Origin of the sequence: Massilia sp. LC238 (assembly GCF_000735635.1) — a bacterium.
Classification (GTDB): Bacteria; Pseudomonadota; Gammaproteobacteria; order Burkholderiales; family Burkholderiaceae_D; genus Telluria; species Telluria varians.
Genome location: NZ_JNNN01000012.1, coordinates 104,242 through 129,268 on the forward strand (window position 1 = coordinate 104,242; position 25,027 = coordinate 129,268).

A 25,027-nucleotide genomic window follows, 5' to 3' on the forward strand; every position below is an offset into this window, starting at 1 on the left:
GGTATGATTGGATCTTTGACGACTCTCCAACCCTAGCCGAAGCAACGTGCGCCTTTCATCCATCAAATTGTCGGGATTTAAGTCTTTCGTCGATCCCACCAATTTCCAGGTGCCCGGCCAGCTCGTCGGCGTGGTCGGCCCCAACGGCTGCGGCAAGTCGAACATCATCGATGCCGTGCGCTGGGTGCTGGGCGAATCCAAGGCGTCCGAGCTGCGCGGCGAGTCGATGCAGGACGTGATCTTCAACGGCTCCACCTACCGCAAACCTGCCGGACGCGCCTCGGTCGAACTGGTGTTCGACAACAGCGCCGGCAAGGCGGCCGGGCAGTGGGGACAGTACGCCGAGATCGCGGTCAAGCGCACCCTCACGCGCGACGGCACCTCCACCTACTATATCAACGGCCAGCCGGTACGGCGGCGCGACATCCAGGATATTTTCCTCGGCACCGGCCTGGGGCCGCGCGCCTACGCCATCATCGGCCAGGGCATGATCGCCCGCATCATCGAATCGCGCCCGGAAGAGCTGCGCGTCTTCCTCGAAGAGGCGGCCGGGGTGTCGAAGTACAAGGAGCGCCGGCGCGAGACCGAGAACCGGCTGTCGGACACGCGCGAGAACCTGCTGCGGGTCGAGGACATCCTGCGCGAGCTGAACGCCAACCTGGAAAAGCTGGAAGCCCAGGCGGCGGTCGCCAACCGCTTCCACCAGTTGCAGGCCGACCAGGAAGAAAAGCAAAAGCTCCTGTGGCTGCTGCGCAAGAACGAAGCCAGGGCCGAGCAGGTCCGTTATTTCCGCGAGGTGGAAGAGGCGCAGACCGCGCTGGAAGCCCAGACCGCCAAGCTGCGCAACGTCGAACTCGAGCTGGAGAACATGCGCCAGGCGCATTTCTCCATTGGCGACCGCCTGCACACGGCGCAGGGCGCCCTGTACCAGACCAATTCCGAGATCGGCAGCCTGGAAGCCCAGATCAAGTTCGTGGTCGAATCGCGCACCCGCCTGCAGAACCAGCTCGGCACCCTGGGTGCGCAGCGCGATCAGTGGCTGGCGCAGCGCCAGGAATACGAAGAGCAACTGGCGGAAGCCGAAATCACGCTGGAGGAACTCGGCGCGCGCGCCGAAGGGGCCCAGATCGCGGTGGAAAGCCATGGCGAGCGGGTGCCGGAACTGGAAGCTGCCTGGCGCCAGGCCCAGGAGCGGGCGAACGAATCGCGCGCCCGTATCATGCAGGTCCAGCAGCGCATCGAACTGGCCAGCGCCCACCAGCGCAATGCCGCCAACATCCTCACCAGCCTGGCCGCACGGCGCGAACGCCTGCAGCAGGAGCGCAACGGCCTGAACCTGCCGGACAGCGCCACCCTCGACAACCTGCGCCTGCAACTGGAAGAAAAGCAGCTGGCGCTGGAAGAGCAGACCATGTTGCTCGAGGAGGCATCGGGGCGCCAGGACGCCGTCGAGCAGGAGCGCAAGGACGCCCACGCGCAGGTCCAGCAGGAGTCCAGCGCAACGGCCCAGCTGGAAGCGCGCCTGGCCGCGCTGCGCCAGGTGCAGGATCGCGTGCAAACCCAGGGCAAGGTCCAGCCCTGGCTGGAGAAGCATGAACTCTCGGGCCTGCCGCGCCTGTGGCAGAAGCTCGACATCGAGGAAGTCTGGGAAACCGCGCTGGAAGCCGTGCTGCGCGAGCGTTCCGGGGCGCTGGAAGTGTCGAACCTGGACTGGGCCAAGGCCTTCTTCAGCGACGCGCCGCCGGCGCGCCTGGCCCTGTATTCGCCGGGCGTCGCCACGCCGGCGCCGGCCGCAGCGCTGCCCGCCGATACGCCGGGCCTGAAACCCTTCGCCAGCCTGCTGCGCCTGAACGACCCGGGCCTGCGCGGGGTGCTGAACGACTGGCTGCACCACGTCTACGTGGCCCAGGACGCCGCCGAGGCCTTTGCCGGGCGCGGCCGCCTGCCGCAGGGCGGCGCGTTCGTGACGCGCCAGGGCCATCTGGTCACGGCCTCCTCGGTGCGTTTCCATGCGCCGGATGCGGAGCAGGACGGCATGCTGGCGCGCCAGCACGAGATCGAGAACATCGGCAAGCAGCTGCGCGCCCAGGCCCTGCTGCTGGACGAAGCGAAGAGCCGCGCCACCCGCGCCGACGCGGCGGTCAGCGAGCTGACGCGCCGGCTAGGGGATGCGCGCCAGCGTTCCGGCACGCTGCAGCGCGAAGTGCACGCGCTGCAGATTGAGGTGCTCAAGCAAAGCGAGATCGAGGCGCGCTTCAACCAGCGCAGCGGCCAGATCGCCGCCGACCTGTCCGAGATCGCGGCCCAGGAGGCCGAGCAGCGGCAAGCGGCTGCGGAAGCCGAGCAGGAATTCGAGCAGCTCGACATGGAATTGGCCGAACTGCAGGGTAGCCATGAGGACGGCCAGACCGCCTTCATGGAAAAGGAGCAGCTGCTCGCGGACGCGCGCCAGAAACTGCGCGACCTCGAACGCAGCGCCCAGGAAGCCCAGTTCGCGGAGCGCTCCCAGCGCAGCAAGATCGAGGAACTGCGCCGCAATATCGCCACCGCATCCAGCCAGGCCGAGCAGGTCAGCGCCAGCCTGGCCGCCGGCAAACTGGAACTGGAAGCGCTGGAGTCCGGCACCGCCCACGAGGGCTTGCAGGAATTGCTCGAGCGCCGCAGCACGCAGGAGCGCGCGCTGGCCGACGCCCGCCACGAGCTCGACCAGATCACCCAGCAGCTGCGCCAGCTCGAGGAAATGCGCATGGGGAACGAGCGCAGTCTGCAGCCGCAGCGCGACCGCATCACCGAGATGCAGCTGAAGGAGCAGGCCGCGCGCCTGAACCAGGAGCAGTTCGCCGAGGCGCTGGCCACCACCGGCGCGGTCGAAGCCGAGCTGGCGGAAAAACTCACGCCGGACATGAAGCCACAATACTTGCAGGGCGAGGTCACGCGCCTGACCAATGCCATCAGCGCCCTTGGGGCGGTGAACCTGGCGGCGGTGGACGAGCTGGCCCAGGCGACCGAGCGCAAGCGCTACCTCGACTCGCAGAACAACGACCTGCAGGAAGCCATCAATACGCTGGAAGACGCGATCCACCGCATCGACCGCGAGACCCGCGAGCTGCTTGCCGACACCTTCGACCGCGTCAACACCCATTTCTCGGAACTGTTCCCGATCCTGTTCGGCGGCGGCCAGGCCAGGCTGGTGATGACCGGCGACGAGATCCTGGATTCCGGCGTGCAGGTGATGGCCCAGCCGCCGGGCAAGAAGAACGCGACCATCCACCTGCTGTCGGGCGGGGAGAAGGCGCTCACCGCCACCGCGCTGGTGTTCTCGATGTTCCGCCTGAACCCGGCGCCGTTCTGCCTGCTCGACGAGGTCGATGCGCCGCTGGACGATGCCAATACCGAGCGCTTCTGCCGCATGGTGAAGCGCATGTCGGACCATACCCAATTCCTCTTCATCTCGCACAACAAGATCGCGATGGAGATGGCCAACCAACTGATCGGTGTGACGATGCAGGAGCAGGGCGTATCGCGCATCGTGGCGGTGGACATGGAGTCCGCCGCACATTTCGCAACTGAGGCACAAGCAGCATGACTGATTTCCAAATGAGCCTGATCGCGGCGGCCGGCGTGTTCGTCGGCGGTGTCGTCGTCTACAACAAGTGGCAGGAATACCGTGCCCGCAAAAGCGTCGAACGCGCGTTCACATCGGAGCATGACGATGTCCTGATGCGCAGCGGCGACAGCCCGCTCGAGGGCGCTGCGGCCGAACGCGGCCCGGTGGAGCGCCAGGAACCGGTGCTCGACCTCGGCGCCGAAACGCCGCTGGCGCCGCTGGACCTCGATCCGGGCGTGCCGCATGACAGCGTCGCGCCGGTTGCCGCAGCTCCAGTCGAGCCCGCGCCGCCAAGCGGCCCGCGCACCCCGACCACGATCGCTTCGCTGGCCCCGGCCACGCCGCTCCCGGAAGGCACGCCGCCTGCGGAACTGGCCGAAAGCCTGGTCGACCCGCTGATCGATTGCATCATCCCGCTGAACTTCGAAGGCGCCCTGCGCGGCGACAAGATCCTGCCGGCGCTCTCGAAGCTGCGCCGCGTCGGCAACAAGCCGATCCACTACGTCGGCTTCGCCGTCAGCGGCGACTGGGAGCCGATCGTGCACGGCGGCGTGTACACCAAGCTGCAGGCCGGCGTGCAGATGGCCACCCGCACCACCGCGCTGAACGAAATCGAATACTCGGAACTCGTCACCCGTCTGCGCGCCGTGGCTGATGAAATCGGCGCCGAACCGGAAGTGCCGGACATGATCGAGGTGATGAGCGAAGCGCGCACGCTGCACCGCTTCGTCGCCGGCCACGACGCCCAGCTGGGCGTGAACCTGGCCGCCAACGGCGCGCCGTGGGCGATCTCGACCCTGATCCAGGCGCTGGAAAAGCAGGGCTTCGACGTGCGCCCGGACGGCAAGTTCTCGATGCCCGATGGCCAGGGCGGCGTGCTGTTCACGCTGTCGACCAACGTCACCCTGGGCGCCGACACCACCAACCGCCTGACCCTGCTGCTGGACGTGCCGTGCGTCGCCCCGAGCCGCGACGGCTTCGGCGCCATGGTCAAGTGTGCCAAGGAGCTGACCCAGCGCCTTGACGCTACCATCGTCGACGACTTCGAGCAGCCGCTGCTCGATCCGGCACTGGAAGAGATCAAGGGACAGGTTGCCGAGTTCTACGAAGAGATGGACGCCTCCGACATCCCGGCCGGCTCCACCCGCGCACTGCGCCTGTTCGTCTGAGGCGAGCATGACGGTGCCACAGGAAGTCCTCGACCGGATGGCTTGGCTGGTCAAGGAGCTGAACCGCCACATCTACAACTACCACGTGCTCGATGCGCCGACCATCCCGGACGCCGAGTACGACCGCCTGTTCAAGGAGCTGCAAGACCTGGAAAGCGCGCATCCCCAGGCGGTGAGCAACGACTCGCCGACCTCCCGCGTGGGCGCCGCGCCGATTCCCGAGTTCAAGCAGGTGACGCACTCGGTGCCGATGCTCTCGCTGAACAACGGCTTCATGGACGAAGACGTCGAGAACTTCGACCGCCGCGTGCGCGAAGGCCTGGAAGCGAAGCAGGTGGGCTATTCGGCCGAACTGAAGTTCGACGGCCTGGCGATCAGCCTGCGCTACGAGAACGGCGTGTTCGTGCAGGCCGCCACCCGCGGCGACGGCTATACCGGCGAGGACGTGACGGCCAACATCCGCACCGTCAGGGTCATCCCGCTGCGCCTGCACGGCGACGATGTCCCTGCCGTGCTGGAAGTGCGCGGCGAAGTGCTGATGTTCAAGGACGATTTCAATCGCTTGAACCAGCGCCAGCGCGACGCCGGACACAAGGAATTCGCCAACCCGCGCAACGCGGCCGCGGGCAGCCTGCGCCAGCTGGACGCGCGCATCACGGCACAGCGCAAGCTGCGTTTCTTCGCCTACGGCATCGGCTTCTTGGCGGGCGCCGAGCTGCCGGAGTCGCATTCGGCGGTGCTCGACTGGTTCGGCCGCCTCGGCCTGCCGGTCTCGAAGGAGCGCGCGGTGGTCACCGGTTGCGACGGCCTGCTCGGCTACTACCGCAGCATCGGCGAGCGCCGCGCCGGCCTGCCGTATGAGATCGACGGCGTGGTGTACAAGGTCGACCGCGTGGCCGACCAGGCCCAGCTTGGCTTCGTGTCGCGCGCGCCGCGCTTCGCGCTGGCCCACAAGTTCCCGGCCGAGGAAGCGCTGACCGTGGTGTCGGCGATCGACGTGCAGGTCGGCCGTACCGGCGCCATCACGCCGGTGGCGCGCCTGGTTCCCGTCTCGGTGGGTGGGGTGACCGTCACCAACGCCACCCTGCACAACGAGGACGAGGTGCTGCGCAAGGACGTGCGCGTGGGCGACACCGTGATCGTGCGCCGCGCCGGCGACGTCATTCCGGAAGTGCTGTCCGTGGTGCTGGAGCGCCGTCCAAGCCCGCAGCCTGCGCCATACAAGCTGCCGGACACCTGCCCGGTGTGCGGCTCGCACGTGGTGCGCGAAGAAGGCGAGGCGGTGGCGCGCTGCTCGGGCGGGCTGACCTGCGCTGCCCAGCGCAAGGAAGCCATCCGGCATTTCGCGGGCCGGCGCATGATGGACATCGAAGGCCTGGGCGACCGCTACATCGACAGCCTGGTCGAGTGCAGCCTGATCCACGGCGTGGCGGACCTGTACAAGCTCACGCTCGACGACCTGCTCAAGATGAAACGCCTGGCCGACGAGCGCGACGGCACGACACCCGAATTGGCCAAACCTGCCGTCAAGCCGGGCAAGGTCGCCACCAAGTGGGCCGACAACCTGCTCGCCGCCATCGCGGCCAGCAAGAATCCGCCATTGGAACGCCTGCTGTTCGCGCTCGGCATCCGCCACGTGGGCGAGTCGACCGCCAAGACCCTGGCCGACTGGCTGGGACGCTTCGAGCTGGTGCGCCAGGCCCCGGCGGCGCTGCTGCGCGTGCTGCCCGACATCGGCGGCACCGTGGCCGAAGCGATTGCCGAGTTCTTCGCGGAAGAAAAGAACCAGCGCGAGATCGACGCGCTCCTCGCAGCCGGCGTGGCGCCGCGGGGCGAGCATGCGCCGCGCGCGCAGCTGCGCGAGAAGCTGGAGGAAGTGAGCCTGCTGGCGGCGCTCGGCATCCCGAAGCTGACCGAGCCGCGTGCGCGTCAGTTGCTTGCCGCCGGCCAGACCCTGGAGTCGCTGGCGCACCTGAACGTGTTCGGCGTGTTCGGCCTGCCGGCGACGGTCGCCGCCGCGCTGGAGGAATGGATGGCGCAGCCCGGCCATCGCGAGCAGCTTGCCGCGCTGGCCCGGCTGCGCGCCGAACTGCTGGCCCAGTTGCCGGAACAGGCCGCGGCCGAGGGCATCCTCGCCGGCAAGACCTTCGTGCTGACCGGGACCTTGCCGACCATGAGCCGCGAGGCTGCGGGCGCCCTGATCGAGGCGGCCGGCGGCAAGGTGTCGGGCTCGGTATCGAAGAAGACTTCCTATGTCGTGGCCGGTGCCGAGGCGGGCAGCAAGCTCGCCAAGGCGGAAGAACTGGGCGTAAGCATCCTTGACGAAGCAGGCCTGCTCGCGCTGCTCAACTCCTGAAAGAAGAAGAACATGACCCTGATTCGCAAAGCAGTCTTCCCCGTCGCCGGTCTCGGCAGCCGCTTCCTTCCCGCCACCAAGGCGCAGCCGAAGGAGATGCTGCCGATCGTGGACAAACCGCTGATCCAGTACGCCGTGGAAGAAGCCGTGGCGGCGGGCATCACCGAACTGGTCTTCATCACCGGCCGCAACAAGCGCGCGATCGAGGACCATTTCGACAAGGCCTACGAGCTCGAGTCGGTGCTGGAAGCGGCTGGCAAGGAAGCCCTGCTCGAGACGGTGCGCGGAGTGATCCCGAAGAACGTCAACTGCATCTACATTCGCCAGTCGGCGCCGCTGGGCCTGGGCCATGCGGTCCTGTGCGCCCGCCCGGTGGTGGGCAACGAGCCCTTCGCCGTCCTGCTGGCGGACGACTTCATGGATACCGACCCAGGGAAGAAGCCGGTGCTGGCCCAGATGACCGACCTGTATGCCTACGAGCGCTCCAGCATCCTGGCGGTGCAGGACGTCCCGCGCGAGAACACGCGCCAGTACGGCATCGTCAGCGCATCGAGCTATCGTCCGAACCTGGAGCTGGTGTCGGACATCGTCGAGAAGCCGGCCCCGGAAGTGGCGCCGTCGACGCTGGCGGTGGTCGGCCGCTACGTGCTGTCGGGCTCGATCTTCGACTACCTCGAGAACCTCGGCACCGGCGCCGGCGGCGAGATCCAGCTGACCGACGGCATCGCCGCGCTGATGCAGGCCGAGCGCGTGCTGGCCTACCGCTACGACGGCCAGCGCTACGACTGCGGCTCCAAGCTCGGCTACCTGGAAGCGACCGCCGCGATCGGCCTGAAGCATCCGGAAACCGCCGCCGGTTTCCGCGCCCACCTCGCGGCGCTGTGCGAGCAGGACAAGCTGCGGTGAGCGTGCGCCCCATCCTGCGCATGGGTGACCCGCGCCTGCTGCGCGTGGCCGAACCCGTGCGCGAATTCGACACGCCCGAATTGCACGCCCTGGTCCGTGACATGTTCGAGACCATGCACGCCGCCAATGGCGCAGGCCTGGCGGCGCCGCAGATCGGCGTCAACCTGCAATTGGTGATCTATGGCTTCGCGAAGAGCGGGCGCTATCCGGACGCCCCGCCGGTGCCGGAGACAGTGCTGATCAATCCCGTCCTCACGCCCTTGTCCGAAGAAATGGAAGAGGGCTTCGAGGGCTGCCTGTCGGTCCCGGGCCTGCGCGGCAGCGTGCCGCGCTATACGCAGCTGCATTACGAAGGCTTCGACCAGTACGGCAAGCCGATTCGCCGCGACGCCGAAGGCTTCCATGCGCGCGTGGTGCAGCACGAGGTGGACCACCTGCACGGCATCCTGTACCCGATGCGTATCCGCGACTTCTCCCGCTTCGGCTTCACCGAAGTGATGTTCCCCGACCTCGATCCAAAGGCCGACGACTGATGCGCATTCTCTCTTTTTTGCTGCTGGCGCTGGCGGCGCCACTGGCCCAGGCCGATGATCTGTTGACGAAGATCGACACGGCGCCCAGGAGCGAATTCTGGCTTGACACCGGCTTTGCCACTGCCCACTTCGACAGCGACAAGGACCTGAACGGCGCCAACAAGGGCCTCGGCGCCGAGTACCGCTTCAACGGCGCCACGGCCGCCACGCTCGGGCGCTTCTACAACAGCGACCGCCGATGGTCGAACTATGCGGGAGTGATCTGGCAGCCGTATGCGCTGGGGCCGGTGCGCCTCGGGCTGGCGATCGCGGCCTTCGACGGCTATCCGAACATGCGCGACGGAGGCTGGTTCCCGGCGGCGATTCCGACGCTGACCTACGAGTACCAGCGGGTGGGGCTCAACGTCGGCATTATTCCGCCGTACAAGGACCGGCTGTATGGCGGGGTGTCGTTCCAGCTCAAGTTCAAGCTGTTGTAGGGTGGGCGGCTATGCCGCCCACGCGGTGATAGTTTGCAGCGAGATCATCAGGCGCGATGACGAAGCCGAGTCGATCACCGCGTGGGCGGCATAGCCGCCCACCCTACGATAATCACGACTCTTTGGGGTAAGGGCTCTTGCCCCCATCCGCAATGAACGCATCGATCCGCTGCTGCAGCACCGGCAGCGGCACCGACCCCAGCTGCAGCACCGTATCGTGGAAGTTCCGGATGTCGAACTTCGCCCCCAGCGCCTTCTCAGCCCGCGCCCGCGCTTCCTGGATCGCCATCTGCCCCAGGTAATAGGACAGCGCCTGGCCCGGCCAGGAGATGTAGCGGTCCACTTCCGTCTCGACCTCGTGCTTGGCCAGCGCCGTGTTCTCCATCAGGTAAGCCTGGGCCTGCTCGCGGGTCCAGCCCTTGGCATGGATGCCGGTGTCGACCACCAGGCGCGAGGCGCGCCAGGCCTGGTAGCTCAGCATGCCGAAGTGCTCATACGGCGTCTCGTAGATGCCCATCTCCACGCCCAGGCGTTCCGAATACAGGGCCCAGCCTTCGCCGAAGGCCGAGATGTAGGCGCGGCGGAAGTTCGGCACGCCTTTTTGCTCCAGCGCCACCGGCATCTGGAAGGCGTGGCCGGGCGCCGATTCGTGCAGGGTCAGCGCCGGCAAGCTGTAGAGCGCGCGCGCCGGCAGGTTGTAGGTATTGACCCAGTAGGAGCCGGCGCCGCCGCGGCCGGCGGTGTAGAAGGGCGCCTGGTCGTCCGGCACCGGCAGGATCGCGAAGCGGCGGCGCGGCAGGTAGCCGAAATACTGGTCGGCCTTGGCGTCGAACTTCTTGGCGGTCCAGGCCGCGTGCATCAGCAGTTCCTTGGGTGTCTTCGCATAGAACTGCGGGTCGGTGCGCAGAAATGCCAGGAAGGCCGGCAGGTCGCCCTTGAAGTCCACCTTTTTCATGGTCTCGTGCATTTCGGCGCGGATCTTCGCCATCTCGGCCAGGCCGACGGCGTGGATCTGGTCCGCCGTCATGTTCGTGGTGGTGAATTCGACGATCTTCGACTGGTAGTAGGCTTTCCCGCCAGGCATGCTCTCGGCGGCCAGCGTGGTCCGGGCCCTGGGCAGGTATTCGGTGCGTAAGAAGGCCAGCACTTTCGCATACGCCGGCTGGACCTGCTCGCGGATCACGCTTGCTGCCTGGGCGCGCAGTGCTTCCTGCTCGGCTGCCGGCACTGCGGCCGGGAAGTTCTTGAACGGGGTGAAGAAGACCGTCTCTTCCGGGGTCCTGGCCTCGGCGATCGGCACCAGCGCCACGTCGCGGCCCTTCAGTGTGACCTGCGGCGGCGTGAAGCCGCGCGCCAGGCCGGCGCGCATGTTGGCGGTCTCCTGGTCGAAATAGTCGGGCAGGGCGGCCAGCTGCTTCAGGTAGTTGCGGTAGTCCTCGAGCGTCTTGAAGGGACGGCGCGCGCCGAAGGTGACGTTGGTCCAGAACGCGCTGTCGGCATTGACCGGCTGTTCGTACTCGCGGAAGCGCAGGGCGTCGGCCAGCGCCGCGATCTGGGCGCGGTAGACGGCGAAGTTGATGCGCTCGTCCGGCGACAGCTCGGCCGGCTTGATACTGTCGAGTTCCTTCAGGATGCCTTCCCAGTAGCGGCGCCGCGCTTCTTGCGCAGCAGCATCGACACGCGCGATGCTCGCGCTGACGCCGCGTTCATCCTCGGCACGGGCGAGCCGTTCCGTGACGCGCCATTTCCACTCTTTCGTGTAGATTGTCTTGAAGCGCGCGTCGGCGCTCGTTGCGGCTTGCGCCGGCGACATCGCTACGGCCAGTACGACACAGGCCGTCGACAGGACGGCACCCAATTTTTTTTCCATCGTTCACCCGCTAATGATGAGCAGCATTGCTCGGCGAGGGCTATTCTATAGCGGGCTTGGACCGAATTGACACTACTGAACATGTTTCTCGACGAACCCAGGCGATTTTTCCAGTTTGCTAGAGCGACACGCTATAATGCCGAATGCACCGGGGGAGCCGTTCATCCGTCCCCGCTGCGGGCCAGCGCCAGGCCACCAGACCCACCCAACCACCAGCGGCATTCATTGTTCAACGACGAAGACATGACGAATAGTACGGGCGCGCCGGATCCATCCGCCGTGAGCAGGGAGCTGTTGCAGCCCTGGCGTCGGATCGCTCAGCATCTCTGCCCGCTGATCGGAGAAAGCGGTTTCTGTGCCCTGTTCGGACGTGCCGTCCACGTGATCGGTCCCGATCATGCATGGCTTGCGCCCCAGCAGCCCTGCAGGGCACCTGCACAGCTCTTCGCATTGCTCGAGGAACGCATGGCCCTCGTCGATGCAGAGCGCGCCGCCGCGGCCAATGAGGCATTGCTCCAGACCTTTACCCAGTTACTTGCCGCACTTATCGGAGAAAGGCTGACCCAGCGGCTGCTGGAGTCGGCCACGGCCACCACGGACACGGCGCCAGGCCAGCAGAAGAATGCACAGGAGCAGAAATAAATGAGCGACAAAGTAAGCTTGGGGAAATTGGCTACCGGCGTGCCGGGGCTTGACGTGCTCCTGGGCGGCGGACTGAACGAGTTTTCATTCAACCTGATCACCGGGGCGCCCGGCTGCGGCAAGACCACGCTGGCGCACCAGATCATGTTCGCGCTCGCCAATCCCGAGCGCCGCGCCCTGTTCTTCACGGTGCTGGGCGAGCCGCCGCTGAAGATGCTGCGCTACCAGCAGCAGTATTCGTTCTTCGATACCGACAAGGTCAATACCTCGATCCGCTACGTCAACCTGGCCACCGACCTGCGTGCAGGCGACTTCAGCGGGGTCCTGGAACGCATCACCCAGGAGGTCGAGGACTTCGCGCCCAGCCTGGTGTTCGTGGATTCCTTCCGCTCCGTGATCCAGACCGGCAAGGGCGGCATCGAGGGCATGAGCGACCTGCAGTTCTTCGTCCAGGAACTCGGCACTCGCATGACCAGCTGGATGGCGACCACCTTCCTGATCGGCGAGTACCAGCACCAGGAAGCCGAGGCCAATCCGATCACCACCGTGGCCGACGGCATGATCGCCATGAGCCAGCTGCACGATCGCAATGCCGTGGTGCGCAAGATCCGCATCGTCAAGATGCGCGGCCAGGCCCACATGTCGGGCTCGCACACCTTCCGCATTACCGATGACGGCGTGCGCATCTACCCGCGCCTGCTGCCGCCGCTGGCCGACGACCGCGAACCGGGCGTGCCGGTGGACCGCGAGCCGCGCCGCATTGCGACCGGCACCCCGGGACTGGACGAAATGCTGCACGGCGGCCTGCCCCAGGGTCACTCGCTGCTGGCGATCGGCCCGACCGGCTGCGGCAAGACCATCATGGGATCGAAATTCTTGCGCGCCGGTGTCGACATCGGCGAAAAAGGCGTGATCATGTGCTTCGAGAAGGGCACGGCGCGCCTGCGCAATGCCGAGCTTGCCGGCATGATCCAGTCGGGCCAGGTCAGCGTGGTGGAAAGCCGCAATATCGACATGACGGCCGAGGAATTCGAGGATGATCTGCTGGTCGCCATCGGGCGTACCGGTGCGCGCCGGGTCGTGATCGATTCGCTGTCGGAGTTCAGCCTCTACCTGGCGCCCGAGTGCCGGCGCGACCTGCGCGAGGGCGTGTTCCGCATCCTGAGCAGCCTGGCCAAGCGCGGCGTGTCCTCGCTGGTGACGGTGGGCCTGGACGACCGCTCGGTCGACATGAATTTCGCGCGTGCAGACATGGCCTACCTGACCGACGCGGTCGTCGCCATGCGCTATGCCGAAGAGGACGGGCACGTGAAGCGCTTCATCTCCATCGTCAAGGTGCGGGGTTCCAGCCACAGCCACGATGTGCGCGAGTACCGGATCACGGACGACGGCTTCGAGATCGACCCGATCCCCGCCCAGGTCAACGGTGTCCTGTACGGGCGCATCGGTGGTTTGAGTTCCGACGAGTGAAACATCCATCATGGGGACGTTCAATGAATCAAATGCTGGCTCTGTACAACGTTCCCTGATGGGCGAAGACAACCCTTCCCTTGGCGGGCTGCTGCGCGAGCAGGAACTGCAGCAACGCATCGCCGTCCTCGAAGCCGAGTTCTCGCAGGCGCGCGTGCTGGCGCGCGAGCACGCCCGCCTCGAAGCCCAGGTCGAACAGCTGCGCGAAGCCAACGAGCACCTGGTCATGGCCACCGTCAGCGCCCAGTCGCTGCGCGATCTGGCCGAAGCCACCAACCGCCGCCAGACCGAATTCCTCGCCATGCTGGCGCACGAGCTGCGCAATCCGCTGGCGCCGATGAGCATGGCGGCCAGCCTGATGGGAAGCGTCGGTGCATCCTCGCCGCAGCTGGCCCATGTCGCCGGCGTGGTCAGGCGCCAGGTCGACCACATGGCGCGCCTGCTCGACGACCTGCTCGACGCCGCGCGCATCAGCAGCGGCAAGATCACCCTGTCGGCGCGCCCGATGGCGCTGGCCGCCGCCCTCGACCAGGCGGTCGAAACGGTGGCGCCGCGCGTCCGCGAACGCGGCCAGCGCCTCGATGTCGAGCTGCCCGACGAGGTGCTCACCATCGATGGCGACCCGGTGCGCCTGACCCAGGTCTTCGCCAACCTGCTCGGCAATGCGTCCAAGTACACCAGCGACGGCGGCCACATCGTGCTGCGCGCCTGGCGCGCGGACGAGGAAGTGGCGGTCGCGGTGAGCGACAACGGTTCCGGGATCGCCCCCGAGATGCTGCCCCAGGTCTTCAACCTGTTCATCCAGGGGCCGCGTTCGCTGGCCCGCTCGGAGGGCGGCCTCGGTATCGGCCTGAACGTGGTGCGCAACCTGGTGGGCATGCATGGCGGAAGCGTCACGGCCGATAGCGCCGGCGAAGGGAAGGGCAGCACCTTCACGGTCCGCCTGCCGCTGTCCAGCGCGGCTGCGCCGGTGGTGGAGATGCCGACCGGGCCGAGCGCCGCGGACGGCGCCTGCCGCATCCTGCTCATCGAAGACAACGTGGATGCCTGCGATACCCTGCGCACGCTGCTCGAACTGGCCGGCCATGAGGTCGCCGTCGCCTATGACGGCAACGCCGGCCTGGAGGCGGCGCAGGCACGCCGCTACGACATCCTGATCTGCGACATCGGCCTGCCGGGCATGGATGGCCTGGAAATCATGGCGCAGCTGCGCCGTGAACCGCCGCACGGGCGGGCGCCGTTTGCGATCGCCCTGTCCGGCTACGGCCAGGGCGAGGACCGCGAGCGTGCATTCGGCGCGGGTTTCGACCGCTACCTGGTCAAGCCGGCCGCGCCCGACGCCCTGCTCGAGCTGGTCGGCGAGGCGCGCGAGATTCGCGTGGCCTGAGCCCGCCTTAGCGGCCGAGCACGCGCGCCAGGCGCCCGATCGCTTCCTCGATGCGCTCCAGGCGCGTCGCGTACGAGAAGCGCACGTGCCTTGCCGGCGCGGCAAAACCGAAATCATCCCCCGGTACGATCGCCACATGCGCGTCGCGCAGCACCGACCAGGCAAAGGCGGTGCTGTCGCCGGCATGCGCATGCGGCAGGGCCGAGATGTCGGCATACACGTAGAAGGCGCCGTCCGGCATCACCGGCACCCCGAAGCCGAGCTCGCGCAGGGCCGGCACCAGGAAATCGCGGCGGCGCTGGAATTCGCGCCGGCGCTCCTCGTAGATGCCGAGTGCTTCTTGGGTGAAGCAGGCCAGGGCGGCCTGCTGGGCCACGGTCGGGGCGCAGATGAACAGGTTCTGCGCCAGCTTTTCAAACGTCGCCACCAGGGCCTCCGGCACCACCAGCCACCCGAGGCGCCAGCCGGTCATGCTGAAGTATTTCGAGAAGCTGTTGACGGTGATGACATTTGGGTCGAAGGCCAGGGCGCTGACCGGCTTGTGGTCGTAGGACAGGCCCTGGTAGATTTCGTCGATGATGGCGAAGCCGCCGCGTGCACGGACGGCGGTGAGCATGCCGCGCAGCTGTTCCGGCGTCATCGAGGTGCCGGTCGGGTTCGAGGGCGAGGCGACCAGCACGCCGCGCGTGCGTTCGTTCCAGTGTCCTTCGACGTGGGCGGCACTCAGCTGGTAGCGCTCCTCGCTGCCTGCCGGCACCAGGACCGGCTTGCCGCCGAAGCTTGATACGAAATGGCGGTTGCAGGGATAGCAGGGGTCCGGCATCAGGACCTCGTCGCCATCGGCCACCAGGGCGGCGCAGGCCAGCAGCAGGCCGGCCGAGGCGCCGGCGGTGACGACGATGCGGCGCGGGTCGATGTCGAGTCCGTGCACCGCGGCGTAATGGCCGGAGATTGCCTCGTGCAGCTCGCGCAGGCCGAGCGAATCGGTGTATTGGGTGACGCCGCCCTTGATGGCTTCCATCGCCGCATGGGCGACGATGTCCGGGGCGGTGAAATCGGGCTCGCCGACGCTCATGCTGATGACGTCGATGCCGCTGCGCTTCATTTCGCCGGCGGCCTTGACCATTTCCATGACGCGGAAGGGTTCGATGGCGTGGACGCGCTGGGCGACCTGGAGGGCGCGCAGGGCCTGGGTGTCGATGGGGGAAGTGGTAGACATGCCGGAATCCGTAAAATCTGATCCGCCATCTTACCGTAGGGTGGGCGGCTTTGCCGCCCACGCGGTCCAACGAGGCTAGATCAGCCAGTGCGAATCTTCGTCCATCAACTATCACCGCGTGGGCGGGAGACCCGCCCACCCTACGACTTATTGATGGGAATGATGCGTCGCCGTCAGCCTGCGCATCAGCGGCAGCGCCGCCAGCGCAATCAGCGTGCAGCCGATCGCCGCGATGCCCAGCTTGTTGAACAGCCCGGTGTAGACCGGCAAGGTCTGCAGCGGATCGGTCATGCCCTGCGGCACCGCGGCCAGGTTCGCCACCACGCCGCCCAGGTACTGCGAAATGCCGACGGCGACGAAGTAGGCGCCCATCATGAAGCCGCCCATGCGCGCCGGCACGTAGCGGGCGATCATGGCCAGGCCCAGGCCGCTCACCAGGAGTTCGCCCAGCGAGTACAGGCCGTAGCCGGTGATCATGATCCACGACGAGGTCAGGCCGTTCACGGCAAACGCGCCGGCCACGCCGTAGGTGAAGAAGCCGGCTGCCACCACGGCGAAGCCGAGCGCGAACTTGGCGGCGATCGACAGGTCCTTGCCGCTGTTACCGGCGCGGGTGTAGAGCAGGGCCAGCACCGGGCTCAGGACCATGATCCAGATCGCGTTGAGCGCCTGGAACTGGGCCGGCGACCAGGTCCACAGGTGGGCGCCGAACACGGTGAACTCGAGGTCGACGTTACGCAGGGCGAACAGCGACAGCGAGGTCGACATCTGCTGGTAGAAGATGAAGAAGAACACGGTCTGCAAGGTCAATACCAGGGCCGCGATCAGGCCGGCGCGCTCGTTCGGCTGGCTGCTGCGGATCAGGTGGACGAAGATGCCGAGCACGACGAAGCCGGCCACGTACACGAAGGCGCGCGCCAGGTCGCGGTACTCGAGGATGACGGCCGAGGCGGCGACGGCCACGACGCCGCCCGCCAGCACCGCCAGCAGGCGGTTCACGCGCAGCGGCTCCGCGTCCGGCGGCGAGCCGATGTGGCCGATGGTCTTGCGCAGCAGGCCGACCGTCAACAGGCCGACCGTCAGGCCGACGCTGCACACCGCGAAGGCCACGTGCCAGCCCAGGTTGCCGCCATAGGCCGCGTTGACATAGTCCTTGATCCAGGGCGTGGCCAGCATCGAGAAGGTCGAGCCGACGTTCACCGCCATGTAATAGATGGTGAAGGCGCTGTCGATCTTGGAATCGTCGCCCTCGTAGATCTTGCGCACCAGGTTGGCGGTATTGGGCTTGAACAGGCCGTTGCCGACCACGATCACGCCCAGCGCGGAAAAGGTCATCCAGGTGTTGGTGGTCGGCACCGCCATCAGGGCGTAGCCGAGGGTGAGGATGAGCGCGCCCAGGATCATGCAGCGCCGCGTGCCCAGCACCTTGTCGCCGATCCAGCCGCCGATGGCCGGGGCCACGTAGATCAGGGCGGCGGCCGCGCCCCAGACCAGGTTGGCGCGGCTGTCCTCGAAGCCGAGGCGCTGCACCATGAAATACACGATCAGCGCCTGCATGCCGTAGTAGCCGAAGCGCTCCCACAGTTCGATCAGCGCGATCGTGAGGAAGGAGCGGGTCTGGCTCACGGGGTGGGCCGCTTGTGGCGGCATGTCGTTCTTCATGTCTCTCCCTTGTAAGGACGGGCGGCGGAAATGCCGGCACGGATCGGGCGATGCTACGCCAGGCGCATGGAAGATGCAATCTTGACAGGCGTTGCTGCCGATGCGATAACATGTCGTTTTGCCTGGCTCAAACGGGCCGGCATTTTTCGCGCGAGGTATATGTATGAAGCGTCTTCCCGTCCTGTGGTGCGCCGCTGCGGTGCTGGCATGGAGCGGCGTAGCGAGCGCCGCGCCCGCGGCGCCGGCGCGCCCGGTTCCGGCTGCGATGCCGGTGGCCGACCACCACCAGTACGTCTACAGCCCGGCGGCGGCGGCCTTCATGTCGGCCACCAGCGCCATGCATCCGGTGTCGGCGCAGGACCTGATCCCGCAGCTCGACGCGGCCGGCATCGAACGCGCCGCCGTGCTGTCGGTCGCCTATGTCTACGGACAGCCGGCGCGCTCGCTCGCGGAAGAGTATGCGCGGGTGCGCGCCGAGAACGACTGGGCCGCGCGCCAGGCCGCCGAATATCCCGAGCGCCTGGTGGCGCTGTGCAGCGTCGATCCGCTCAGGGACTATGCGCTGGCCGAACTGGCGCGCTGCGCCGCCAGCCCGGAGTTCGGGCGCGGCATCAAGCTGCAGCCGGCTTCAGGCGGCGCCCTGCTGGACGACCCGCAGCAGGTCGAGCGCCTGCGCCGCGTGTTCCGCTCGGCCAATGCGCGCGGCATGGCGATCGTCCTGCAGCTGCAGGAGACCGGCGTGCGCGAGGCGCGCCTGCTGCTCGAGCAGCTGTTGCCGCATGCGCCCGACGTTCCGGTCCAGGTCGCGTATACGGGCGACAAACCCGGTGCGCGCGGCGCTTCGCCGCAGCTGGCTGCGCTGGCGGTGCTGGCCGATGCCGCCGCGCGCCGGGATCCGCGCATGCGCCACGTCTGGGTCGACGTCACGGCCTTCGCCCGCCCCGGCCTGACGGCCGCCGACGCGCGCCGTCTGGTGCGGCGCCTGCGCCAGGTCGGCATGGAGCGGGTGCTGTACGGCTCCGACACCGAGATCGGCATGGACGTGCGCCCGCGCGAGGCCTGGGCGGCCTTCCGCAGCCTGCCGCTCACCGATGCCGAAGCGGCGCGGGTGGCGAACAACGTGATGTCCTACCTGCGCTAGGCGTGGCTTGGAGGTCGCGGCTGTACTTTAATTACATTGCCACTTTTTCAGCTGGCGAATTTCTGTCATGCTCTCGGTTGCGACCAACGACAACAACCGAGACCCCATGACGAAAACCACGATCGCCCGGCTTCTCCTGTGCCTGATGGCCAGTCCCATCGCCTACGCTCAGAATGCCGAGCGCCAGCTGCAAGGCCATACCCTCAACCGGAACACGCTGGAGCTGGCCACCAGTGACGGCCGCTACCTGATCAAGCCGTATTCGGCCCATGTAGTCGAGACTACATTTATCCCGAATGGCCAGCAGCACGACCCGGCCTCGCACGCGGTGGTGCTGCCGCCCGCCGGCATCCAGGCCAGCCTCAAGGCCGAAGGGAACCGGATCGAATTCGCCACCCCGGGCATCACGGTCGTGGTCGACCGCAAGCCCTTCCGCATCAGCTACCTGTACAAAGGCAAGCCGCTGGTGGCGGAGAAGGGCGGTTACGCCAAGGGCGACAAATTCGAGACCATCGAATTTGCGCTGGAAGACGGCGAGGCCCTGTACGGCGCCGGCGCGCGCGCGGTCGGCATGAACCGCCGCGGCAACCGCTTCCAGCTGTACAACAAGGCCGACTACGGCTACGGTAAGACCTCACAACTGCTCAACTACACGATCCCGGTCGCGCTGTCCTCGAAAAAGTATGCGATCCACTTCGACAACCCGCAGGTCGGCTTCCTCGACTTCGACAGCCGCAGGGACGGCACGCTGCGCTACGAAGTGATCGGCGGGCGCAAGACCTACCAGGTGGTGGCCGGCGATAGCTGGGCAGATGTCATGGCCAACTATACGAGCCTGACCGGACGCCAGCCGCTGCCGCCGCGCTGGGCCTTCGGCAACTTCGCGAGCCGCTTCGGCTACAAGAGCGAGGCCGAGACCCGCGCCGTGGTCGACCGTTTCGCCGCCGAGAAGATCCCGCTCGACGCCGTCGTGCTCGACCTGTACTGGTTCGGCAAGGAGGTCAAGGGCACGATGGGCAACCTGGCCTGGGACCGCGACACCTTCCCGACCGCCGAGAAGATGATGGCCGACTTCGACAAGAAAGGCGTGAAGACCATCGTCATCACCGAGCCTTTCGTCCTGACGACCTCGTCGCGCTGGCAGGAAGCGGTGCAGCACAAGGTGCTGGCGCTTGATTCCGCCGGCAAGCCGGCCACCTACGACTTCTACTTCGGGAACACCGGCCTGGTCGACCTGTACACCCAGCAGGGCCGCGACTGGTTCTGGAACATCTACAAGGAGCTCAAGAACGGCGGCGTGGGCGGCTGGTGGGGCGACCTGGGCGAGCCGGAAGTGCACCCGTCCTGGGTGCGACACGGTGGCGGAAAGACGGCCGACCAGGTCCACAACGTCTACGGACACGACTGGGCGCGCCTGATCGCGGAAGGCTACCAGAAGGACTTCCCGAACGAGCGTCCCTTCATCCTGATGCGTGCCGGCTACTCGGGCTCGCAGCGCTTCGGCATGATCCCGTGGTCGGGCGACGTCAGCCGCGGCTGGGGCGGCCTGCAATCGCAGATGGAGATCTCGCTCCAGATGGGCATGCAGGGCCTGGGCTACATGCACTCGGACCTGGGCGGTTTCGCGGGTCCGGTGCTGGACGACGAGCTGTACGTGCGCTGGCTGCAGTACGGCGTGTTCCAGCCGATCTTCCGGCCGCACGCGCAGTCCGAGGTGGCGCCGGAGCCGGTGTTCCGCTCCGAGCGGACCAAGGTGCTGGCGCGCGAAGCGGTCTGGCTGCGCTATGCCATGCTGCCGTATAACTACACGCTCGGTTTCGAGAACAGCCAGACCGGCATGCCCTTGATGCGCCCGGTGCTGTTCGAGGAAGACGAGGCGACCACGATGTCCTCGACCTATCTGTGGGGCCGGGACTTCCTGGTGGCGCCGATCGTGGAACCGGGCGCCACCCGCAAGGAAGTGCACTTCCCGGTCAAGGATAGTGTCTGGTTCGATTTCCACACCGGCGAGAAGCACCGGGGCGGCATCCTTGAAGTGGTCAAGCCCGAAGAGGCGCACATCCCGGTGTACGTGCGCGCCGGCGCCTTCATCCCGATGGCGAAGGTGGTGCAGACCACGCGCGACTACTCGACCCGCCACATCGACCTGCACTACTACCATGACGCCAGCGTCGCCAGCGGCGAGGGCAAGATGTACGACGACGACGGCGAAACAGCCGACGCCTACGCCAAGGGCAAGTACGAGATCGTGCGCTTCGCCAGCAGCTATGCGAACGGCAAGCTCGAGATCGGCCTGCAGACCGAGACCGGCAAGGCGCTGCTGCCTGCCGAGCGCGGTTTCGCGCTCAAGGTGCACAACGTGGAGAAGAAGCCGCGCGCTGTGACGGTGGACGGGCGTACCGTGGCCTTCACCTGGAACAGCCGCCACAAGCTGCTGGAAGTGCCGCTGGCGGCGCGCAAGCAGCCGGCAAGCAAGGTGGCGATCACGCTCTGATCCCGGCCACCACCCTCAAGACCGTCGCTCCGGCGCAGGCCGGACTAAGTTTGTTCGCAGCTCGCTAGCAGAACTTGGAGGGAATAATGCCAGTGGCATTATTCCCGCCTGCGCCGGGATGACGTGCACAGGAAGCAGGCCAACTTTTGGCAGTATCAGCGCGTCACGATCAGGCGCAGGCCCAGGCCCACGAAAATGGCGCCGGCAATCCGATCCAGCCACATCCCGGCGCGCGGCGTGCGGTTCAGCCACTGTCCGATCGTGCCGGAAAAGTAGCCCAGCAGCCCGAACAGCACGGCCGCCTGCACGGTAAAGATCAGTCCCAGCCAGGCGATCTGCCAGTTCGCATCTCCGCGCGAAGCCACCACGAACTGCGGCAAGAAGGAGAGGAAGAACAGCACCACCTTCGGGTTGATGGCATTGGCCAGCAGTCCCTTGAAGAACAGCTGGCGCGCCGACTCGTCCGGGACGCTACCCGCTACTTGCGCCGCGCCGCGGCTGCGCAACGCCCCGATGCCCATCCAGATCAGGTACAGCCCACCGGCGATCTTGAGCGCCGTGAAGGCGATGGGCGAGGACGCGATCAGGGCGCTCACGCCGATCACCGCCAGCAGGGTGTGGTTCAGGCAGCCGAGCGCGCAGCCCAGGCCGAAGGCGATGCCGCGCGCCCGTCCCTTGGCGATCCCGGCGCCCAGCACCATCATGTTGTCTGGACCCGGCGAGAGCGTGATCAGGATGGCGGCGGTGAGGAAGCCGAAGAATTGTTCGGGCGTGAGCATGGTGGAACGGGCTGGTCATGAAACGGACCAGCATCATAGCGCAAGGGCGCCCAAACTTTGCAACTCGATAACGCTCAAGCCTTTGGCTGCACCACCGCATCCATGTCCAGTTCGACCCAGGTCGGCGCGTGGTCGCTCGGCTTTTCTTTGGCACGCTGGAACTTGTCGACGCCTGCGGCGCGCAGCGCCGGCGCCAGGGCAGGGCTGAGCAGCAGGTGGTCGATGCGGATGCCGGCATCGCGCCCGAAGGCGTTGCGGAAGTAATCCCAGAAGGTGTAGACCACCTGGTCCGGGTACAGGGCGCGCAGCGAGTCGGTCCAGCCCTGCGACATCAGGCGTTCGAAGGCGGCGCGCGATTCGGGGCGGAATAGGGCGTCGTCCACCCAGCGTTCTGGCTTGTAGACGTCGAGCTCGGTCGGGATCACGTTGAAGTCGCCGCACATCACGACCGGCACCCTGGCTTCGAGCAGCTCGGCGCCGCGCGCGATCAGCCGCTCGAACCAGGCCAGCTTGTAGTCGAACTTCGGGCCGGGCGCCGGGTTCCCATTCGGCAGGTACAGGCCGCAGACGACCAGGCCCTGGTAGACCGCCTCGATGTAGCGGCTCTGTTCGTCCGTCGGGTCGCCCGGCAGGCCGCGCTGCAGCTCCTGGGCCGGGCCGTCGCGGGTCAGGATGGCGACGCCGTTCCAGCTCTTCTGGCCGTGCCAGATCGCGTGGTAGCCGGCCTCAACGATCGCCGCCTCGGGGAATTTTTCCTGCGGCGCCTTCAGCTCCTGCAGGCAGACCACGTCCGGGCGGCGTTCTTCGAGGTACTCGAGCAGGGCGCTCAGACGGGCGCCAATTCCATTCACGTTGTAGGTCACGACCAGCATCTTGCCTCCGTAGCATTCTTCATTGCTTGCCACTCTAGCATGCCGGAGCATCAACATGGACGACTGAAGATTTCTCGGTGCTTATAGTCGAGAACGCATTTTCTTATGGCAAATTGATCGTTCGGCCATGCAAGATCATGCTCTATACTGCTGTGATCGAAATTTTTTGCAGTTGGAGAAGAACATGTTCACCCGCCGTCACATCCTCATTGGCGCAGTCGCCCTGTCCGCCACCATGTTTGCGTCCGCCGCGCAGGCCGACCAGCTCGCGGACATCAAGAAGAAAGGCGAGATCGTGTTCGGCGTGCTGGGCACCGACGAGCCGAACAGCTTCATCGATCCCAAGACCCGCCAGCTGGTGGGTTACGAGATCGACATCGCCACCGCGGTCGCGAAGAAGATCGGCGTCACGCCCAGGTTCAAGCAGATGTCGGTCTCGGCCCGCATCCCCGAGCTGCAGCAGGGCCACGTCGACGTGCTGGCCGCCACGCTCACCCACAACAAGGAACGCGAATCGCAGGTGGACTTCGCGCTGACCCACTTCGTGACCGGCTCGAAGGTCATGGTGCGCGCGGGTAGCGGCATCACCGCGCTGCCCCAGCTGGCCGGCAAGAAGGTCGTCACGGTACGCGGCGGCACCCAGGAAACCAATATCCGCAAGGCGGTGCCGAACGTGGAGGTGGTCACCTTCGAGAACACCCAGCAGGCCTTCCAGGCCCTGCGCCAGGGCAAGGGCGTTGCCTACGTCAACGACGAGTCCTCGCTGCTGGCCGACTACGGCAAGCTGGGCGCGGCCGCCAAGGGCTTCACCATCCTGCCGACCAGCATCGGCGTCGAGTCGATCGCGCTCGGCCTGCGCAAGGGCGAGAAGAACCTGAAGGCGGTGGTCGACGAGACCCTGCGCGGCCTGGAAGCGAGCGGCGAAGCCGAGAAACTGTTCAACAAGTGGTATGGCCCGGGCACCCGCCCCAACATCGCCAAGCGCAGCTTCAAGATCAGCACCGACAAGATCTAAGTCCGAGCCTTGCAGTTTTTCGACCCCAGCATCCTGGAATCCGGCCAGTACCATGACTGGCTGGTGCAGGGTCTCATCCTGTCGCTCCAGCTGACAGCAAGCAGTTTCGTGATTGCCCTGCCGTTCGGCGCCATCCTCGCGGTGATGCGCACCTCCGGCTTCGCGCTGGCGCGCGGAGTCGCTTCGACAATTATCGAAGCGATCCGCAACGTGCCGCTGCTGGCGCACTTGCTGTTCTGGTATTTCGCCTTCCCCGAGCTGCTGCCCGAGGGCGCGCGCGAATTCCTGTACGCGCACAACCCGGAAGCCGTGTGCGCCGTGATCGCGCTGTCGTTGTACAGCGGGGTGCACATGGCCGAAGACATCCGCAGCGGCATCCGCGCCGTGCCGCCCAGCCAGCTGGAGGCTGCCCGTTCGCTAGGCCTGGGCCGCCTGGCCAGCGTGCGCCTGGTGCTGCTGCCGCAGGCCTTCCGCGCGGCGACCCCGCCGCTGCTCTCGCAGACCGTCAACCTGTGGAAGGACACCAGCGTGGCCACCGTCATCGGCGCCGCCGAACTGATGTACCAGGCCGCGCGCGTCGAAACCAGCAGCTTCCGCAGCCTGGAAGCCTTCAGCTTCGCCACCCTGGCCTACCTGAGCGTGTCGCTGCTGATTTCCTTCGCCGCCTGGCTGTTCCAGCGGCGCTACCCGGTCCGTCCGGCATGAGGCGCCCGTGCTGAACGCAATGATCGAACTCATCGACACCTACTGGCTGTATTTCCTGGTCGGCCAGTATCCGGAAGGCCCGCTGGGCGGCCTGGCGCTGACCGTGCTGCTGTCGCTTGGCGCGCTGCTGCTGGCGATGCCGCTCGGCCTGCTGCTGGGCGTGGCGCGCGTGAGCAGCCAGCGCGCGATCCGTTGGCCGACCGCCGCGCTGGTGCAGCTGGTGCGCGCCGTGCCGCTGCTGCTGGTGGTGTTCTGGGTCTACTTCTTCCTGCCGGCCGTCACCGGCGTCAAGACCGGACAGGTGACCACCATGCTGATGGTGCTGGTGCTGTTCGACGGCATCTACCTGGCCGAGATCGTCGCAAGCGGCATCCGCGCGCTGTCGAAGGGCCAGCTGGAAAGCGCCCGCTCGTTGGGCCTGTCCTACCCGCAGGCGCTGCGCCTGGTGGTGCTGCCGCAGACCTTGCGCAACGGCCTGCCCTCGATCGTCAGCCAGCTGGTCTCGACCATCAAGGCGACCTCGCTCGGCTACATCATCGGCCTGTCGGAAGTGTCCTTCATCGCTACCCAAGTGAATACCCTGGTGTTCACGCAGGCGGTCGAGGTGTACCTGATCCTGGCGCTGACCTATTTCATCCTCTGTTTCGGCCTGTCCCGCCTGGCCTTCCTGCTCGAGCGCCGCTTATCAAGCAAGCGCGCCGTGCAGCTTCAATAAAAAGGG

General features: G+C 66.7%; 19 protein-coding genes. 14 read left to right on the forward strand and 5 right to left on the reverse strand.

All coding sequences use genetic code 11. The features are described 5' to 3' along the window. Positions 1-46 precede the first annotated feature (46 nt). From smc to FG94_RS03180, 6 genes are read left to right on the forward strand one after another with little or no spacing between them, the layout of a single operon-like run. Complete coding sequence (smc, locus tag FG94_RS03155; protein ID WP_036206952.1) at positions 47-3,586, forward strand: chromosome segregation protein SMC; 3,540 nt, start codon at positions 47-49, stop codon at positions 3,584-3,586. Further along, positions 3,583-4,776 (forward strand): cell division protein ZipA C-terminal FtsZ-binding domain-containing protein, encoded by a 1,194-nt coding sequence (locus FG94_RS03160; protein ID WP_036206954.1) that lies wholly within the window; start codon positions 3,583-3,585, stop codon positions 4,774-4,776. Before smc ends, FG94_RS03160 begins: the two co-directional genes overlap by 4 nt. 7 nt (positions 4,777-4,783) lie before the next feature. Next, positions 4,784-7,132: an NAD-dependent DNA ligase LigA gene (ligA, locus tag FG94_RS03165; RefSeq protein ID WP_036206957.1), complete on the forward strand. Its 2,349-nt coding sequence runs from the start codon at positions 4,784-4,786 to the stop codon at positions 7,130-7,132. 12 nt (positions 7,133-7,144) lie between these two features. Continuing rightward, positions 7,145-8,038: a UTP--glucose-1-phosphate uridylyltransferase GalU gene (galU, locus tag FG94_RS03170; RefSeq protein WP_036206960.1), complete on the forward strand. Its 894-nt coding sequence runs from the start codon at positions 7,145-7,147 to the stop codon at positions 8,036-8,038. Then, positions 8,035-8,571 carry a peptide deformylase gene (gene def, locus FG94_RS03175; RefSeq protein ID WP_036206962.1) on the forward strand — a complete coding sequence of 179 codons (537 nt, stop codon included), beginning with the start codon at positions 8,035-8,037 and terminating at the stop codon, positions 8,569-8,571. Before galU ends, def begins: the two co-directional genes overlap by 4 nt. Further along, a complete protein-coding gene (locus FG94_RS03180; protein WP_036206965.1) occupies positions 8,571-9,050 on the forward strand; it encodes a hypothetical protein in 480 nt (159 codons plus the stop codon). Before def ends, FG94_RS03180 begins: the two co-directional genes overlap by 1 nt. A gap of 112 nt (positions 9,051-9,162) precedes the next feature. Here FG94_RS03180 and FG94_RS03185 read toward each other — a convergent pair whose 3' ends face one another. Beyond that, positions 9,163-10,908, reverse strand: a complete 1,746-nt coding sequence (locus tag FG94_RS03185; RefSeq protein WP_229445838.1) for a DUF885 family protein — start codon at positions 10,906-10,908, stop codon at positions 9,163-9,165. 237 nt (positions 10,909-11,145) lie between these two features. On the opposite strand from FG94_RS03185, the gene FG94_RS03190 reads away from it, so the two are divergent. The 3 genes from FG94_RS03190 to FG94_RS03200 are packed head-to-tail and all read left to right on the forward strand — an operon-like array spanning position 11,146 to position 14,419. Further along, positions 11,146-11,562, forward strand: a complete 417-nt coding sequence (locus tag FG94_RS03190; protein WP_051996089.1) for a hypothetical protein — start codon at positions 11,146-11,148, stop codon at positions 11,560-11,562. Beyond that, the gene (locus FG94_RS03195; RefSeq protein ID WP_036206971.1) at positions 11,563-13,032 is read left to right on the forward strand and encodes an ATPase domain-containing protein; all 1,470 of its coding nucleotides are present in this window, start codon (positions 11,563-11,565) and stop codon (positions 13,030-13,032) included. 58 nt (positions 13,033-13,090) lie between these two features. Next, entirely contained in the window at positions 13,091-14,419 is a 1,329-nt protein-coding gene (locus FG94_RS03200) for an ATP-binding protein (protein ID WP_229445839.1), read from the forward strand. A gap of 7 nt (positions 14,420-14,426) precedes the next feature. On the opposite strand, the gene FG94_RS03205 is transcribed toward FG94_RS03200, so the two are convergent. Together FG94_RS03205 and FG94_RS03210 are read right to left on the reverse strand one after the other, a co-directional pair. After that, positions 14,427-15,638: a pyridoxal phosphate-dependent aminotransferase gene (locus FG94_RS03205; protein WP_200879940.1), complete on the reverse strand. Its 1,212-nt coding sequence runs from the start codon at positions 15,636-15,638 to the stop codon at positions 14,427-14,429. Positions 15,639-15,785: 147 nt separating this feature from the next. Further along, entirely contained in the window at positions 15,786-17,300 is a 1,515-nt protein-coding gene (locus FG94_RS03210) for a peptide MFS transporter (RefSeq protein WP_229445840.1), read from the reverse strand. 163 nt (positions 17,301-17,463) lie between these two features. Between FG94_RS03210 and FG94_RS03215 the strand changes: the two genes are divergently transcribed. Together FG94_RS03215 and FG94_RS03220 are read left to right on the forward strand one after the other, a co-directional pair. Then, positions 17,464-18,441: an amidohydrolase family protein gene (locus FG94_RS03215; RefSeq protein WP_036206977.1), complete on the forward strand. Its 978-nt coding sequence runs from the start codon at positions 17,464-17,466 to the stop codon at positions 18,439-18,441. 106 nt (positions 18,442-18,547) lie between these two features. Next, positions 18,548-20,935: a TIM-barrel domain-containing protein gene (locus FG94_RS03220; RefSeq protein ID WP_036207079.1), complete on the forward strand. Its 2,388-nt coding sequence runs from the start codon at positions 18,548-18,550 to the stop codon at positions 20,933-20,935. 155 nt (positions 20,936-21,090) lie between these two features. Here the strand turns inward: FG94_RS03220 and FG94_RS03225 are convergent, their stop codons facing one another. Beyond that, entirely contained in the window at positions 21,091-21,714 is a 624-nt protein-coding gene (locus FG94_RS03225) for a LysE family translocator (RefSeq protein WP_036206980.1), read from the reverse strand. 74 nt (positions 21,715-21,788) lie between these two features. Then, on the reverse strand, positions 21,789-22,586 hold the full coding sequence (xth, locus tag FG94_RS03230; RefSeq protein ID WP_036206982.1) for an exodeoxyribonuclease III: 798 nt from the start codon (positions 22,584-22,586) through the stop codon (positions 21,789-21,791). Between the two features lie 184 nt (positions 22,587-22,770). Here xth and FG94_RS03235 point away from each other — a divergent pair, with 184 nt between their 5' ends. Genes FG94_RS03235 through FG94_RS03245 form a run of 3 tightly spaced genes read left to right on the forward strand, consistent with a single transcriptional unit; the run spans position 22,771 to position 25,021 of the window. Beyond that, positions 22,771-23,601: an ABC transporter substrate-binding protein gene (locus tag FG94_RS03235; RefSeq protein ID WP_027865318.1), complete on the forward strand. Its 831-nt coding sequence runs from the start codon at positions 22,771-22,773 to the stop codon at positions 23,599-23,601. A gap of 9 nt (positions 23,602-23,610) precedes the next feature. Next, positions 23,611-24,306 carry an amino acid ABC transporter permease gene (locus FG94_RS03240; RefSeq protein ID WP_036206984.1) on the forward strand — a complete coding sequence of 232 codons (696 nt, stop codon included), beginning with the start codon at positions 23,611-23,613 and terminating at the stop codon, positions 24,304-24,306. 19 nt (positions 24,307-24,325) lie between these two features. Next, a complete protein-coding gene (locus FG94_RS03245; RefSeq protein WP_036207082.1) occupies positions 24,326-25,021 on the forward strand; it encodes an amino acid ABC transporter permease in 696 nt (231 codons plus the stop codon). Positions 25,022-25,027: the final 6 nt, after the last annotated feature.